The sequence below is a fragment of the Sphingomonas sp. BL2 genome (genome assembly GCF_056680015.1).
The window spans coordinates 1,371,533-1,387,696 of sequence record NZ_CM155261.1 but is presented as its reverse complement, the minus strand read 5'-3'; the positions used below and the strand labels follow the sequence as shown (position 1 = coordinate 1,387,696).

General features: G+C 67.6%; 8 protein-coding genes and 1 tRNA gene. 6 read left to right on the top strand and 3 right to left on the bottom strand.

The window, feature by feature from the left end:
- Positions 1-111 precede the first annotated feature (111 nt).
- From AC1ME3_RS06400 to AC1ME3_RS06390, 3 genes are read right to left on the bottom strand one after another with little or no spacing between them, the layout of a single operon-like run.
- Positions 112-3,624, bottom strand: coding sequence for an error-prone DNA polymerase (locus tag AC1ME3_RS06400; RefSeq protein WP_480955310.1), 3,513 nt, complete (start codon positions 3,622-3,624; stop codon positions 112-114).
- Positions 3,625-3,637: 13 nt separating this feature from the next.
- Positions 3,638-5,107, bottom strand: a complete 1,470-nt coding sequence (locus AC1ME3_RS06395; protein WP_480955776.1) for a Y-family DNA polymerase — start codon at positions 5,105-5,107, stop codon at positions 3,638-3,640.
- Positions 5,076-5,858 (bottom strand): ImuA family protein, encoded by a 783-nt coding sequence (locus AC1ME3_RS06390; RefSeq protein WP_480955309.1) that lies wholly within the window; start codon positions 5,856-5,858, stop codon positions 5,076-5,078. The genes AC1ME3_RS06395 and AC1ME3_RS06390 overlap by 32 nt, the downstream gene beginning before the upstream one ends.
- A gap of 359 nt (positions 5,859-6,217) precedes the next feature.
- Here AC1ME3_RS06390 and AC1ME3_RS06385 point away from each other — a divergent pair, with 359 nt between their 5' ends.
- The 6 genes from AC1ME3_RS06385 (at position 6,218) to AC1ME3_RS06360 (ending at position 16,153) form a co-directional block, all read left to right on the top strand.
- The gene (locus tag AC1ME3_RS06385; protein WP_480955308.1) at positions 6,218-9,184 is read left to right on the top strand and encodes a TonB-dependent receptor domain-containing protein; all 2,967 of its coding nucleotides are present in this window, start codon (positions 6,218-6,220) and stop codon (positions 9,182-9,184) included.
- A gap of 205 nt (positions 9,185-9,389) precedes the next feature.
- Positions 9,390-9,464: transfer RNA gene (locus AC1ME3_RS06380), tRNA-Gly, on the top strand.
- A gap of 119 nt (positions 9,465-9,583) precedes the next feature.
- On the top strand, positions 9,584-11,791 hold the full coding sequence (locus AC1ME3_RS06375) for a penicillin acylase family protein (RefSeq protein ID WP_480955307.1): 2,208 nt from the start codon (positions 9,584-9,586) through the stop codon (positions 11,789-11,791).
- Between the two features lie 63 nt (positions 11,792-11,854).
- Positions 11,855-12,541 carry an ABC transporter ATP-binding protein gene (locus tag AC1ME3_RS06370; RefSeq protein ID WP_480955306.1) on the top strand — a complete coding sequence of 229 codons (687 nt, stop codon included), beginning with the start codon at positions 11,855-11,857 and terminating at the stop codon, positions 12,539-12,541.
- Complete coding sequence (locus tag AC1ME3_RS06365) at positions 12,531-15,077, top strand: FtsX-like permease family protein (RefSeq protein WP_480955305.1); 2,547 nt, start codon at positions 12,531-12,533, stop codon at positions 15,075-15,077. The genes AC1ME3_RS06370 and AC1ME3_RS06365 overlap by 11 nt, the downstream gene beginning before the upstream one ends.
- Positions 15,077-16,153, top strand: a complete 1,077-nt coding sequence (locus tag AC1ME3_RS06360; RefSeq protein WP_480955304.1) for a lipocalin-like domain-containing protein — start codon at positions 15,077-15,079, stop codon at positions 16,151-16,153. The genes AC1ME3_RS06365 and AC1ME3_RS06360 overlap by 1 nt, the downstream gene beginning before the upstream one ends.
- Positions 16,154-16,164 lie beyond the last annotated feature (11 nt).

The window sequence follows — 16,164 nt, the reverse complement described above, 5'->3', positions numbered from 1 at the left end:
CGGCCTCCGCCGGGGAGGTGCCTCTATTCGGAGGGGGTAGGCGCTAAACCGGTCCGGGTGACTGAGCGTTCGGCGATGTTGGGCACCACACCAACGAACGGCAATCCGCCCTCAATGAAAGTCACGCGACTTGGGGAGGACGCGCACGTCGCGCGGATGCGTCGCGCGCGGATAATGCGCGCGAGCATCGGGACTCCGCGTGAGGACCGGCCGGATCACCTCGTCCACCCGCGCGAGCGGCGGCTCCAGCGCGTGATCCTCCGACAACAGCCGCAGCATCTCGGTGCGGTCCTGCACCCGCGACGTCATCAGGTGCGTCACGCCTTCCTCGCTGCGCTGGATCACGCCCTCCAGCACCATCAACCGCGACGCCATCACCGCGCGGCGGTTCGCCTCGAAATCGCGCGCCCACATCAGCCCGTTGGTTATCCCCGTCTCGTCCTCGATCGTCACGAAGATCGCATTGCCCTTGCCCGGCCGCTGGCGGACCAGCACCACGCCGGCCACCTTCGCGCGCCGCCCGTCCTTGGTCGCGTTGGCCTGCGCGCTCGACAAGATCCCTTCGGCGGCAAAGCGTTCGCGGAGGAACTGCATCGGATGCGCCTTCAACGATAGCCGGGTCGTCTGGTAATCCGCCGCGACCTGCTCGGACAGCGGCATCGCCGGCAGATGCGCATCGGGCTCCGCGCCAAGCTCGGGCACCTCTGCCGCGGCGAACAGCGCAAGCTGCTTGGGCGGCGTCCGGCGCACATCCCACAAAGCCTCGCGCCGTTCCTTCGCCACCGACCGGAACGCATCCGCATCGGCCAGCAGGTTCATCGCCCGCTGCGGCAGGTTCGCGCGCCGTGCGAGGTCCTCGATACTAGCAAACGGCGTGGTCCGAACGCGAATGATCTCCTCGGCCCAATCCTTCCGAAACCCATCCACCTGCCGAAAACCAAGCCGCAAATCCTTCCCGGCACGGGGAGGGGGACCATCCGCAGGATGGTGGAGGGGGGGCGCCGCAAACGTCCCGCTTGGAAGAGTAGCAGCCTTATCCGCCCCTCCCGTAACAGTGCCACCCCCAAGCGATACGTCCGCGGAAGCCCCCCTCCACCCCGCTTCGCGCGGTCCCCCTCCCCGTGCCGGGGAGGATAGGCTGTTATCCCACCCGCTCGCGTTCACATCGACCGGCAGCACGGTCACCCCGTGCTCGACCGCATCGCGCACCAACTGCGCCGGCGCATAAAACCCCATCGGCTGCGAATTGAGCAACGCGCAGCAGAACACCGCCGGGTGAAAGCATTTGATCCACGACGATACATACACCAGCCGCGCGAACGACAGGGCGTGGCTCTCGGGAAATCCGTAGGACCCAAACCCCTCGATCTGCTTGAAACAGCGTTCCGCGAACTCGGCCTTGTACCCCCGGCCGACCATCCCGCCGATCAGCTTGGCGTGGAAATTGTCCATGCCGCCAACCTTCCGGAACGTCGCCATCGACTTGCGCAACTGGTTCGCCTCGTTCGGGGTAAACCCCGCCGCGACGATCGCCAGCTTCATCGCCTGTTCCTGGAACAACGGCACGCCATAGGTGAATCGGAGCAGTTGCTTGAGTTCGTCGGCCGGCCCGAACTTCGGATCGGGCGAGGGATATTCGGCCACCTCCTTGCCGCTGCGCCGCCGTAGATACGGATGCACCATGTCGCCCTCGATCGGCCCGGGCCGGACGATCGCCACCTGCACCACCAGATCGTACAGCTCGCGGGGACGCAACCGTGGCAGCATGTTGATCTGCGCCCGGCTCTCGACCTGGAACACGCCGATGCTGTCACCCTTGCACAGCATGTCATAGACCCGGTCGTCCTCGGCCACCGCAATCGTATCGAGCAGGTGATCGCCGAGCCCGTGAAGACGCATCAGGTCGAAGCTCTTGCGGATGCACGTCAGCATCCCGAGCGCGAGGATATCGACCTTCATCAGCCCGAGCGCGTCGATATCGTCCTTGTCCCATTCGATGAAAGTGCGCTCCTCCATCGCGCCGTTATGGATCGGCACCATCTCGTCGAGCCGCCCCTGCGTGAGCACGAACCCGCCGACATGCTGCGACAGATGCCGCGGAAATTCGAGCAGCCGGTCGACCATCTCGCGCAACCGCGCGATCTCCGGATTGTCGACATCGAAGCCGGTTTCGGCAAAGCGCTGTTCCTGGAACCGGCTCGAGAAACTGCCCCACACCGTGCTCGTCAGACGCTGCGTCACGTCCTCGGTCAGGCCGAGCGCCTTGCCGACCTCGCGCACCGTGCTCTTGGGCCGATAATGGATGACGGTCGCGGCGATCGCGGCGCGGTCGCGGCCATAGCGGCGATAGATATACTGCATCACCTCCTCGCGCCGCTCATGCTCGAAATCGACGTCGATATCCGGCGGCTCGTCGCGCTCGCTCGATACGAACCGCGAGAAGAGAAGGTCGTATTTCATCGGATCGACCGACGTGACGCCGAGCAGGTAACATACGACCGAGTTGGCGGCGGACCCGCGCCCCTGGCACAGGATCGGCGGATCCTGCGCCCGCGCGAACCGGACGATGTCGTGCACGGTCAGGAAATAATAGGCGTATTCGCGCTCGCGGATCAGCGCGAATTCCTCGTGGAGCAGCGCCCGCATCTTTTCCGGCACGCGGTAGTCATAGCGTTCCAGCGCGAGCTGCCAGACATGATGTTCAAGCCAATCCTGTGCCTCCCAGCCTGCAGGAATGGGTTCATGCGGATATTCGTATTTGAGATCGTCGAGCGAGAACGCGATCCGCGACAGCAACCGCGCGCTCTGCGCCACCGCATCGGGGCGATCGCGGAACAGCCGGGCGATCTCTTCCTCGGGCTTCAGATGCCGCTCGCCGTTCGCGGCCAGCAGGCGCCCGGCCTTGTGGATCGTCGTGCGCTCGCGGATGCAGGTGACGACATCGTGCAGGTCGCGGTCGTCGGTATAGGCATAGAGCGCGTCGGTGGTCGCGAGCACGGGAACGCCCGCCGCGTCGGCAATCCGCCCCAATCGCGCCAGCCGCTGCCGATCGCGACCGCCCCGCGGCATCGTCACGCCCAGCCAGATCGAGTCCGGCCCCAGTCGCTTCACCGCCTTCAGGATCGTCCGCAGATCACGCTCGCCTCGTTCGGGCAAGGCGTCGCCGTCGGGCAAAGGCGATACCGGCACGGCGCCGCGCGCGCTGCTTTCGGGCATGACGACCAGCATCATGTCGGCATGATGCGCGATCAGGTCGCCGAGCCCCAGGATGCAGCCGCCCTTTTCGGCGCGTCTGTTGCCGATCGTCAGCAACCGGGTCAGTCGTCCCCAGCCGCGTCGGGTCGAAGGGTAGGCGACGATGTCGGGCGTGCCGTCCTCGAACACCAGCCGCGCACCGACCACCAGTCGGAAATCGATCGGCGGCATCGCCAAGCCGAGCAGGCCGTCGCGTGCCTTCTTCAACGCCTGATGCGCGCGGACGACGCCCGCAACGGTGTTGCGATCGGCGATACCGATGCCGCCAAGCCCCAGTTCCACCGCACGCCCGACCATGGCGCCCGCATCGCTCGCCCCGTCGAGGAACGAGAAATTGGTCGCGGCAACGAGCTCGGCGAACCCGGTCATGGCGCCGCGCCGCTCACGCGAACACGCCGTGGAGGTACCAGCGCGGCGCCTCCATCTCGGAATACAGGCCGTGGCGGAAGATCCAGAAGCGGCGGCCGCGGCGGTCTTCGATGCGGTAGTAATCGCGCGTCGGGATGTCCTGCCGTCGCCACCATTCGCCGGCGATCCGCTCCGGGCCCTCGCTGTGCGCCACGTCATGCACGGTACGTCGCCAGCGGAAGCGGTGCGGAGGCCCGTCCGGGACCTCGGCCATCATCGATTCGATCGGCTGCGGTGGATCGAACAGGTAGATCGGGCGGAGCGGTGGTTCGCCTGTCTCCGGCGCAGTCCACGGCGTCGGGGCAGGAGCCTCGGCGGCGGGCAGCATCAGCTCCGCCTGCTCGGGGATATGGCTGTCGCGCGCCGAGAACCGGCGGACGCGGGTTCGCCCCAGTCGCGTGCCGAGCTGGTCGACGAGTTGTGCGACCTCACCCTTCTGCGCCTCGCCACCCTCCAGCTTCAACTGCGACGCATCGAGCTTTTCTGCGAGCGCCACGTCGAGCCCCACCAGATCATAGCCAAACCCCGGATCGAGCGGGTCGGCGAGGCTGTCGATCCGCTCGCGGAACAGCCGCATCAACAGCGCCACGTCGCGCGTCGGCTGGCCGGTCTCGATCCGCAACCGCTGGACGAGGCCGTCCGCACGGAACAGGCGCGCCTCCCACCGTCGGCCGCCTTCGTGGCGGTCGGTAAGCTGGGCCGCCGCTTCAGTGGCGAGTTCGGCGAGCATCTCCAGCGCGTATTCAGTGCGCGCGATCGGTTCGGCGAAGCGGCGTTCGACACCGATCTTGGCCACCGTGCGGCGCGCGATGATCGGTCCCTTCACCGACCCGTCGAGCCGGCGGATCATCATCGCCGCCTCCTCGCCGAACCGCGCCGCGATCGTCGCGAGCGGCCGCGCCATCACGTCGCCGACCGTCTTCAGCCCGGCGCGCGACAAGGCGGTCGTCGCATCCTCGTCGAGGCCCAACGCCGCCACCGGCAACCGCTTCACCGCCCGCTTTTCATCCGGAGCCGGCGCCCCCGCATACCGCGCCAGCGCCCGCGCCGTATCGGGCGTATCGCCGAACGCATGGCGAACCAGCAGCCCCCGCCGCGCAAGGCGTTCTTCTAGATCGGCGGCGAGGCGGCGTTCGCCTTCGAACTCGTGCACGCAACCGGCAATATCGAGGATCAACCCGTCGGGTTCGTCAAGCGCAACCGAGGGCGTGTACCGCTGGCACCCGTCGGCCAGCCGCTCGAGCCATTCGTGATCGGCATGCGCGTCATGCTCGTACACCTCCAGTTCGGGCACCCGCGCCCGCGCATCGGCCAGCGTCAGCCCCGGCTGGAGCCCTGCCCGCACCGCCTCGCGGTCGAGCGCCTTCAGCCGCACCCCACCCGAGACCGTCTCGACGAACGCGATCGGTGTCTCAGCCCGTCCGACGAACAAATGCGGCCGCATCGTCCGCAGCCGCTCGATCGGCAGCCACGGAAACACCAGCGCCAGGTAGCGTCGTGGAATCGTCAGAGGCGAAGGCGGTTTGGTCGAAGATATGCGCGTCACGGTCCCACTCCACACGCCAGCGAAGCCCGGCCTGGCCTCCGCGTCGGCGCAGCAATTCGATGTCGAAGGCAGGTTTGCCCGGTGCGTCGGCTTCCAGCGGTCGCGAGCGACACGCGGCGACCTGCCAGCGCGACGCTGCCGCACTCGGCACCGGCTCGGCACCGATGCGCAGGCTGAGAATGGTAACGCCCGAGGCTTCGGCCGCCAGCATCAGCCGCCGCGTCGCGGTAAGATCGATTTTAGGCGCGCGCCCCCAGGATTCGATCAGCAACGTGCCGAGCCCGTGGCACCGCGCTGCATCGGCGGCGGCGCGCAACAAGCTCGCCTCGTCCTCGACCAGCCCCAGCACCAGCGACGTCACGTCGAGCCCCATCTCGACCAGCCCGGTCGCGTGCAGCCGCCCGCCCTGGCGCTCGCTCGCCTCGGTCCGCAGCCACATCACCGGCGCCGCCTTTGCCGCCAACACCGAAGCGATCGCGAACCCCGCGCCACTCGCCGAATCGTCGACCGTCGCGAAAATCTCGTGGAGTTGCGCCTTCGCCATCCCCTGCGTCAGCCACGCATCGTCCGCACGGCCATCACCCTGAGTCGGCATCCCGGTCGTGGCAATCCGCTTCAGGCGGGCTATCAAGGCAGACGACTCGTTCACAATTGTTCTTGTAATGTTCTAGTGCCGGACTCGCCAAGCGGAATCTTTTTCAAAGGTGAATCTTAGGCCCCGTTCAACGCGTATCATACCACTGCGTTACGCATTTCAGTCGCCCGCAATTGAAGCACGGTTCATCCGCTAGCGTGACATAACTATGAAAAATGCGACAGGAACAGTGTCTTTTCTGCGACACCCAACCGGCGAACTTTTGAGCGCTTGATCTCACTTATTTACAGTTTTGCGACGCGGCCTCAGGTCTTCCGCCCAGCCACATTCCTCCCCGGGTGCGGCCGTTCCGGAACGCGCTCGATGCCACCCTCGCAAGGGTTGGAGACGGGCCTAGTAAGAGATTGCTCGCCATGACTACCACCCTCGCTTTCCGGCCGACGCTGCTTCGTAGCTCGGCGCTTTCTGCACTCGCTTTTGCCGGACTGATCGGCACCGCACCGGCGTTCGCGCAGGATGCTCAAGTCCAGCCGAGCACGTCCGTCTCGACTCCATCGCAGGGTGACGTCTCGCCTGCCCCGACATCGGCACCGACGGCAGCCCCTGCCAGCCCCGCCGCTGCCGCACCCGCTGCTCAGGTCGACCAGCCGCAGGACATCGTCGTCACCGGCTCGCTGTTCCGCCGCACCGATACCGAGACGCCGTCGCCCGTCACCGTGCTGACCGCCGACTCGCTCGCCAAGGCCGGCATCAACAACGTGTCCGACGCGGTCCGCTCGATTTCCGCCGACAGCAGCGGCTCGGTTCCGACCTCGTTCACCAATGGCTTCGGCGCGGGCTCGTCGGGCGTGTCGCTGCGCGGCCTGACGGTCAACTCGACGCTGACGCTGATCGACGGCGTGCGCACCGCGAACTATCCGCTGGCCGATGACGGGCAGCGCTCGTTCGTCGATCTCAACACCATCCCCAACGCGATCGTCGACCGCGTCGAGGTGCTCAAGGACGGCGCATCGTCGAGCTATGGCGCGGATGCGATCGGTGGCGTCGTCAACATCATCATGAAGAAGGAGATCGTCGGCGCGTACGGCACGGTCGAGGGCGGCGTGACGCAGCGCGGCGACGGTGGCAGCCAGCGCGCGACGCTGACGCTCGGCACCGGCCGCCTGAAGGAGCAGGGCTTCAACTTCTACGTCAGCGGCGAATATCAGCACAACGATCCGATCTACAATCGCAACCGCGGCTTCCCGTACAACACGCAGGATCTGACCTCGATCGGCGGTGACAACAACAATCCGGGCTCGGTCGCGCCGAGCAGCACGACCAGCGCGGTCGTCGCCCCCACCACGCAGACCACGCCAGGCAACATCCTGTCGGGTACCGGCCTCGCCACCGGTCCGTTCCAGGTGCTCAACCCCAATGGCTGCGCGGCCGGCCAGACGCTCGTCACCACGCCGCGCTCTGGCACCGGCTTCAACGACCAGGGCTGCGAGCAGAACCTGGTTTCCCAATACAGCCAGATTCAGCCCGAGCAGACGCGGTTCGGCGTTACCGTCCACGGCACCGCGCAGATCAACGACAAGACGCAAGCGTATCTGATTGCGTCGTATTTCCAGAACGACGTGAAGTCGCAGGGCAACCCGTCGCTGATCCGCTCGGCCAACCCGGTCAACACGCAGAACATCGTCCTCCCGGCGACCTTGGCGAACGGCGCAGACAATCCCAACAACCCGTTCAACACGCCGGCCGCGATCCGCTACCGGTTCGGCGACATCGCCAACTCGTCCGAGTACAAGAACCACGTGATCCGCGCCGCCGCCGGCATCGACGGCCAGTTCGGCGAGGGCTGGGGCTATTCCGCCACGATCACCGCGGCGCATTCGTGGCTCGACATCACGCAGAACGGCTATCTGAACCTCGCCGGATTGCAGACCGCGATCACCACCGGCAGCTACAATTTCGTCAATCCCGAGCTGAACACCGCCGCCGTCCGCGCCTCGATCTCGCCGACCGTCCGCTCGCAGGCGACCAGCGATCTCGACATGGTCCAGGGCGTCATCACCAAGGATCTGTTCCAGCTTCCGGGTGGCGCGCTGCAACTCGGCGTCGGCGGGTCGGTCCGCTACGAGGCACAGAACGATCCGAGCCAGAACCCGGATTTCACGACGATCAACCTCAACCAGTTCTCGGCAGTCGGCAACCGCACCGTCGAATCGGCGTATTTCGAGGTCAATGCGCCGATCCTCACCAGCCTGGAGATCGACGGCTCGGGCCGCTTCGATCACTATTCGGAAGGCTATAGCCACTTCTCGCCCAAGATCGGCGTGAAGTTCACGCCGATCCGCCAGGTCGCGCTGCGCGGTACCTTCTCGAAGGGCTTCCGCGCCCCGAGCTTTGCCGAGACGTCGGGCTCGGTGGTCGGCTTCACCGCCGCCACGCCCCCCTGCTCGCTCCAGGCGCAGCACGGTGCCACGGTCACCGGCACGACCTGCTCGGGCGGCAGCGCGTACAACCAGTCCTACTCGATCGGCTTCAACACCGCCGGCAACCCCGACATCAAGCCAGAGCTGTCGCGCAGCTTCACCGGCGGCGTAGTCGTCCAGCCGCTCCGCTGGCTGAGCTTCACCGCGGATTACTACAACATCAAGAAGACGCGAGTGATCACCGGCGGGCCGCTCTCGAACCAGGCACTTGCCGCCTATTATGCAGGTACCGCGCTGCCCGCGGGCTATAGCGTGACGCCCGACGCGATCGATCCCTCGTTCCCGAACGCCCCGGCACGCGCGCTGTTCGTCAACTCGCCGTTCGCCAATGCCGCGGCCCTCAAGACCTCGGGGCTCGATTTCTCGGCTCTCGTCCAGCTCAAGCCAACCGACGACTTCCACTTCACCAGCCGTGCGGAGGCGACCTACATCCTCCATTACGACTTTAAGCAGAGCGATGCAGATCCGTTCGTCGATTTCGTCGGCACGCAAGCGCCGTTCATCACCTCGTCGGGTGCGGGCACGCCGGCATGGCGCGGCAACTGGCAGAACAGCATCGACTACAAGGCGTACACGCTCACCGCGACGGCGTACTACACGTCGGGCTACAAGGCGGTGGCGTACGACCAGTTCGGGACCACCGACTGCAACGGCGGCAGCACCTATGGCGGCACGGACCCCGAGTTCAACTGCCACGTGAAGCACTTCGTCGACGTCGACCTGACCGGCAACGTGAAGGTCAACGACAAGTTCGACCTGTACTTCAACGTCGTCAACCTGCTCGACCAGAAGGCGCCGCTGAACGCGGGCAACTATGCCGCGGTCAACTACAACCCGACCTACACGCAGATCGGTGCGGTCGGCCGGACGATCCGGGTGGGCGCGAACTTCCAGTTCTGAGCCGTTAGGACTGATCGGGCACACCTGATCAAAAGCCTCGGGGGCGGACGGCAACGTCCGCCCCTTTTTCATGCCCTCCAAACCAGCACCCGTCAGAATTTTACACGAAGAATGCAGAAGGCGCTTGCCGTCCCGGAAACACCGGGCTAACAGCGCGCCTCACCCAGTCACCGTGTCGCTTCAGACCGGAGGCATAGGCGCCAGAGCGGGCGTAGCTCAGGGGTAGAGCACAACCTTGCCAAGGTTGGGGTCGAGGGTTCGAATCCCTTCGCCCGCTCCAGTTTTCCTAGGAAAACAGCGGTCCAGCGCGAGGCGACAGAGCCTCAGCCTTCCGATCCACCATCTTCATCACCATCAGTACGCATGGCGTTTCTCATGCGCTCGCCTTACGCTCGGCGCATGGCAATCCCTCGGCGCGCGCGTCACCCGTTGATCCTGTCGGCCTTGCTGCTGGCCGCCCCCTCCTCGGCAACCCCTGTTTCCGCGCCCACCGACATGCAACGATGGCAGGCGCAGGCCAAGCGCGTGACGATCACCCGCGACGACTGGGGCATCCCGCATATCAAGGGTCGGTCGGATGCCGATGCTGTGTTCGGGATGATCTATGCGCAGGCGGAGGACGACTTCCCGCGCATCGAGGCGAATTACCTGACCGCGCTCGGCCGGACCGCCGAGGCGGCGGGTGCTGACGTGGGAGAGGACGCGGTCTGGGCGGACCTTCGCCAGCGGCTGTTCGTCGATCCGCCCACGCTGAAGGCGGACTATGCCGCGAGCCCGGCCTGGTTGCGCACGCTGATGCAGGCCTGGGCGGACGGGCTGAACTATTATCTCGCGACGCACCCGCAGACAAAGCCCCGCGTGCTGACCAGGTTCGAGCCGTGGATGGCACTCAGCTTCACCGAAGGCAGCATCGGCGGCGATATCGAGCGGATCTCGCTCAGCGACCTGAAGACCTTCTACGGCCAGCCGACCCCGCCCACGCCCGAAGAACTGGGGATGATCCCACGCGAGCCGTCCGGCTCCAACGGCATCGCCATCGCGCCCCGGCTGACCGCGAACGGCCACGCGCTGCTGCTGATCAATCCGCACACCAGCTTCTATTTCCGCTCCGAGGCGCAGATGACCAGCGACGAGGGGCTGAACGCGTATGGCGCCAGCACATGGGGCCAGTTCTTCGTCTACCAGGGCTTCAATCCGAAGGCCGGGTGGATGCACACCTCGGCGACGGTCGACAACGTCGACGAGTTCGCCGAACGGGTCACGCGGCGTGGCGGCGGCTATGCCTATCGCTACGGAACGGCCAGCCGGCCGGTCGTCGCGAACACCGTTACGCTGCGAGTCCGCCAGCCCGACGGGACGATCGCCGAGCGCCGCTTCACCACCTATCGCACGCATCACGGCCCGATCGTCGCCTCCAAGGCCGGCAAATGGATCGCCACCGCGCTGATGTGGCGCCCGGTGCCGGCGCTCGAACAAAGCTATCTGCGGACCAAGGCGACCGATCTCGCAGGATACATGAGGGTCGCGGCGTTGAAGGCGAATTCGTCGAACGACACGCTGTTCGCGGACAGCAAGGGCGAGATCGCGTTCCTGATGCCGCAGTTCATGCCGATCCGCGACGATCGCTTCGACTATACCCGCCCGGTCGACGGCAGCGACCCCGCGACCGACTGGCATGGCCTGCATACGCTCCCCAGCCTGCCGAGCGTGCTCAACCCGCGCATAGGGTGGGCGCACAACACCAACGACTGGCCGTGGAGCGCGGCGGGCCCCGACAGCCCCAAGGCGGCCGACTATCCGCGCTACATGGACCAGGTCGGCGGCAATGCGCGCGGCGTCCATGCCGACCTGTTGCTGACGGGGAAGACCGGCTGGACACCCGACACGCTGCGGGCCGCAGCGTTCGATCCCTATCTCCCCGCCTTTGCGCGATTGCTGCCCGGACTGGTCGCCGCGTGGGAGGCACTTCCCGCCAGCGATCCGCGTCGCCCCGCGCTTGCCGCACCGATCGCGCTGCTCAAGAGCTGGGACCATCGCTGGGGCTACGACTCTACCGCGACCAGCCTCGCGGTCTTCTGGGGCGACCAATTGTGGCGCGAGGTCGGCAGCTTCGCGCAGGCGGAGCGGCTGAACGTGCCCGACTATATCGCCACGCGAGTCGGCCCTGATACGAAGCTCGCCGCGCTGAGCACGGCCGTCACTCGGCTCAAGCAGGATTTCGGCGACTGGCGGACGCCGTGGAAGGACATCAACCGCTTCCAGCGGCTCGACGATTCGATCGCACCGCATTTCGACGATGCCCGCACCTCGACCCCGGTGCCGTTCACCTCGGCGCAGTGGGGCAGCCTCGCATCGTTCGGCGCGAAACCGTGGCCGGGGACGAAGCGCTATTACGGCACCAGCGGCAACAGCTTCGTCGCGGTGGTCGAGTTCGGCGCGCGGGTGAAGGCGATGGCGGTCATGGCCGGCGGCCAGAGCGGCGACGTCCGATCGCCGCATTTCGCCGATCAGGTAGCGCGCTATGCCGAGGGACGGCTGCGGCCGGTCTATTTCCATCCCGACGAACTCACGGGGCACGTCGAACGAACCTATCGACCCGGTTACTGATCTACCGCATATCCAGCGATGTCGGTGCTTGCGGCGCCACCCAAGCTATTGCACGGACTGGACATGGCTGACGCCCCTCCCCTTCTCGCGGTCCGTGCGCTCGGTAAGTCGGTGCCGGGGCCGCGGCGGTTGTTCCGGCATCTGGATCTGGAGGTCGGCGCGGGCGAACTGGTCGCGATCATCGGCGAATCCGGGGTCGGAAAATCGACGTTGCTCAACATCCTCGCCGGGTTGGACGAGGCGGACGAAGGCAGCGTGGCGATCGACGGGATCGACCTCGGCACGCTCGACGAAACCGCGCGGACCCGGTTGCGGCGCGAGCGGATCGGCTTCGTCTTCCAGGCCTTCCACATCCTCCCCTATCTGACGCTGCGCCAGAACGTCGCGCTGCCGCTCGCGCTCGTCTCGCCGGACAACGTCGCGGCATCGGCGCGCGCGGAAGAGATGCTCGATGCGGTCGGGCTGGATGGTCGCGGTGACGGCTATGCGCGGGATCTGTCGGGCGGTGAGCTGCAGCGCGTGGCGATCGCCCGTGCGCTCGTCCACCGCCCGGCGCTGATCCTCGCGGACGAGCCGACCGGCAACCTCGATCCGGAGACCGCGGCACGCGTGCTGTCGCTGTTCGCCGATGCGGTGCGTGGCAATGGCGCGGCGGGCGTGATGGTGACGCATTCGGACGCGAGCGCGGCGATCGCCGACCGCGTGCTGACGCTGGGCGCCGAAGGGCTGGTGGAGCGGCGTGGCGCCTGAGATCGGCCTGAAGTCCGGGTCCGGGCTCTGGTCGGGACGGCTGGGACTTGGCTGGCTGATCGCGGGCGAATGGCGGTTCCACCCTGCCCGCTTCCTGTTGACGGCGGTCGCGATCGCGGTCGGCGTGGCGCTTGGCTTTGCGGTGCATCTCGTCAACGGATCGGCGCTGGCGTCGTTCGACGGCGCGATGCGCGGCGTCAGTGGTGCCGCCGAACTGTCGGTCCGCGCGACCAGCCCGCTCGGTTTCGACGAACGCCTCTATCCCCGCGTAGCGCGTGCCGATGGAGTCGGCGATGCCAGCCCGGTGCTCCGCCTCGATGCGCGGGTCGGCAAGGCGCGGCTGACGCTGTTGGGAGTCGACGTGATCCGTGCCGCCAAAGTGACGCCGTCGCTGATCGGTATCCGCCCGCGTGGTCCTGATACCGGCAACGATACGGCGTTCGACGAGTCCGCGCTGTTCCTGTCCCGCGCGGCGCTGACCCAGGTCGGTGCGAAGATCGGAACTCAGCTGGTCGTCGTCGCCAACGGCCGGTCGGTGCCGCTGCGGGTGGCAGGCACGCTGCCGGCGACGGACGAATCGACCGCGGTCGGCGTCATGGATATCGCCGCAGCGCAGTGGCGGTTCGGGCGTCTCGGGCGGATCGATCGCCTCGACCTCGCGCTGTCGGATCGCGCGGTCGCGGAGCCGGCGTTGCGCGCGATCCTGCCCGCGGACGCGATCCTGTCGACCGCCGAGACGCAGAACGCGCAGGGCGATGCCCTGTCTCGCGCGTACCGGGTCAATCTCGACATGCTGGCGCTGGTCGCGCTGCTGACCGGCGGTTTCCTCGTCTATTCGGCGCAGTCGCTGTCGGTGGTGCGGCGGCAACGTGCGTTCGCTCTGCTCCGGACATTGGGCATGCCGCGCGCCGGGATCATCGCCGCAGTCGTGATCGAGGGGCTTGCGATCGGACTGGTCGGCGCCGCGGCAGGATTGGCGGCAGGCTACGGCCTTGCATGGGCGGCACTCCACTGGTTCGGCGGCGACCTCGGTGCGGGCTATTTCGGTGGCAGCACCGCGCGCGTCGTGATCCAGCCCGGTGCCGCGATCGGGTTCTTCGCGCTCGGCCTGCTCGCGGCGATCCTCGGCAGCGCGTTGCCTGCACGCGTCGCGGCGCGGGCTGCACCGGCCGCAGCGCTCAAGAACGCCGGCGACGTACTCGATCCGCGGCGGCCGGTCGCGTGGTGGCCTGCCGCCGCGCTGCTCATCGCAGGGGGCGCCGCATCGCTGTTGCCCGCGATCGCCGGGCTGCCGCTGTTCGGATTTCTGGGAATGGCGTTGATGCTCGCGGGCGGCGTCGCGGGTGTGCCGTGGTTCGCGCGCACGCTGCTGACCCCGCTGGCACGGCGGACGCGGGGCAGCGTACCCGGCCTGCTCGCGGTCCGTCACCTTCACGGCGCGCCCGGCGAAGCGGCGACGGCGTTGTGCGGGATCGTCGCGTCGACCGCGCTGATGATCGCGATGGCGACGATGGTGACCAGCTTCCGCGGCGCGGTCGACGAGTGGCTCAACCAGGTGCTCGGCGCGGACCTGTATCTGCGCACCACCGCTGGCGCGACGTTCGATCCGGCGACCCGCACGCGTATCGCGGGCACGCCGGGTATCGCCCGCCTCGCCTTCAGCCGCCAGATCCCGCTGACCATCGCCGCGGATCGCCCACCCGTCAGCCTGATCGCAAGACCCGAGCGCGGTGGCCGCGATCCGTTGCTGGTGCTGATCGATCGCGGACCGCCGGTGCCAAAGGATGCGCTGCCGATCTGGGTCTCCGAGCCCGCACACCGCCTGTACGGCTGGGATACGGGCGAGCACATCACGCTGCCGATCGCCGGCCGCACGCAGTTCACGGTCGCCGGCATATGGCGCGACTACGGACGCCAGGCGGGCGCGGTGCTGATCGACGAGGGCGATTACCAGCGCCTGACGGGCGACGATCGCCGCGACGAGATTTCCGCGACGATCCTGCCCGGCGCGGATCCAGCGAAGGTCGCGCGCGCGATGACAGATCGTCTGCCCGCCGACCTGCGCCCCCAGGTCGAAGTCGGCCAGCCGGCGACGCTGCGGAAACTCGCGCTGACGCTGTTCGATCGCAGTTTCGCGGTCACGTATCTGCTGGAGGCGGTGGCGATCCTGGTCGGGCTGGCGGGCGTCGCGGCAACGATGTCGGCGCAGACGATCGCGCGCGAACGCGAGTTCGGGATGCTCCGGCATCTCGGCCTTACCCGCGGCCAGCTCACCAGGATGCTCGCCACTGAGGGTGCGATCGTCGGCCTCACCGGCGCGCTCGCGGGGATCGGGCTCGGCCTGGTCCTGTCGCAGGTGCTGATCCACGTCATCAACCCGCAGTCGTTCAACTGGACGATGACCACCCGCATCCCGCTCGGCACGCTGATCGGCGTCGCGACCGCGCTGACGGGTGCGGCGGCGGCGACCGCGATGCTCGCGGGGCGGCGCGCCACGGCGAAGAGCGCGGTTCAGTCGGTGCGGGAGGATTGGTGATGCTGCGACCCTGGGCCCTGCTCGGCTGGATCGCCGCGATCGGTGTCGCCGCGCCCGCCGCCACGCCGCCCGCCCCTTATCCGGTCGTGCGGCCGGGGATCAGCTTGCGCTTCCCCGCGGATCACGGCGCGCACCCGGCGTTTCGCACCGAATGGTGGTACGTGACCGGCTGGTTGCGGACCGAGGATGGCAAGGATCTCGGTTTCCAGGTCACCTTCTTCCGCACGCGTCCGCCGGTCGATCCGCGCAACCCGAGCCGGTTCGCCGCACGCCAGGTCCTGTTCGCGCACGCCGCGCTGTCCGATCCGACCACCGGCAAGCTGCTCCACGGCGAGCAGGCGGCACGCGAAGGCTTCGGTCTCGCCCAGGCGCGGACGGGTGATGCCGACGTCGCGATCCGCGACTGGCGGTTGCGCCGTGCAGGCAATGGCCGCTGGACGACGCGTGTAAACGCGGACGGCTTCGGCCTCGCGCTCGACTTCCAGCCGACGCAGCCTCCCCTGCCGCAAGGAATCGGCGGCTATAGCCGCAAGGGACCGCGCCCCGAGGAAGCGAGCTATTACTACTCGGTGCCGCATCTCCGCGTGACCGGCCGGGTCCGCAAAGGTGGCGGAACGATCGCGGTAACCGGCGAGGCGTGGCTCGATCGCGAATGGTCGTCCAACTACCTCGCCCCCGCCGCGCAAGGCTGGGACTGGACCGGGCTCAATTTCGACGACGGCTCCGCGCTGATGGCGTTCCGCATCCGGCGCAAGGGCGGCGGGACGGTCTGGACGGGCGGCTCGCTCCGTCGCGCCGATGGCAGCATGACGGTGTTCGGCCCGGGCGACGTCGCCTTCCGCCCGCTCGCGACATGGCGCAGCAAGGCGACCGGCGCGCTCTACCCCGTCTCGCAGGAACTGAGCGTGCGGATAGCCGGCGGCATCCAGCGCTGGCGCCTCGTACCGATGTTCGCCGCGCAGGAGCTCGACGCCCGCCGCAGCGGCCTGCCGGTCTATTGGGAGGGCGCGGTCCGCACGCGCGGCGGTCGCGGCTATCTCGAACTCACAGGCTACGAGCGCGCACTCGAGATGTGAGCGCGCAAAAT

Coding starts and splice junctions, on each gene's coding strand:
- AC1ME3_RS06400 (WP_480955310.1), bottom strand. CDS start 3,624: ATGACCGGGTTCGCCGAGCTCGTTGCCGCGACCAATTTCTCGTTCCTC.
- AC1ME3_RS06395 (WP_480955776.1), bottom strand. CDS start 5,107: ATGCGGCCGCATTTGTTCGTCGGACGGGCTGAGACACCGATCGCGTTC.
- AC1ME3_RS06385 (WP_480955308.1), top strand. CDS start 6,218: ATGACTACCACCCTCGCTTTCCGGCCGACGCTGCTTCGTAGCTCGGCG.
- AC1ME3_RS06375 (WP_480955307.1), top strand. CDS start 9,584: ATGGCAATCCCTCGGCGCGCGCGTCACCCGTTGATCCTGTCGGCCTTG.
- AC1ME3_RS06370 (WP_480955306.1), top strand. CDS start 11,855: ATGGCTGACGCCCCTCCCCTTCTCGCGGTCCGTGCGCTCGGTAAGTCG.
- AC1ME3_RS06360 (WP_480955304.1), top strand. CDS start 15,077: ATGCTGCGACCCTGGGCCCTGCTCGGCTGGATCGCCGCGATCGGTGTC.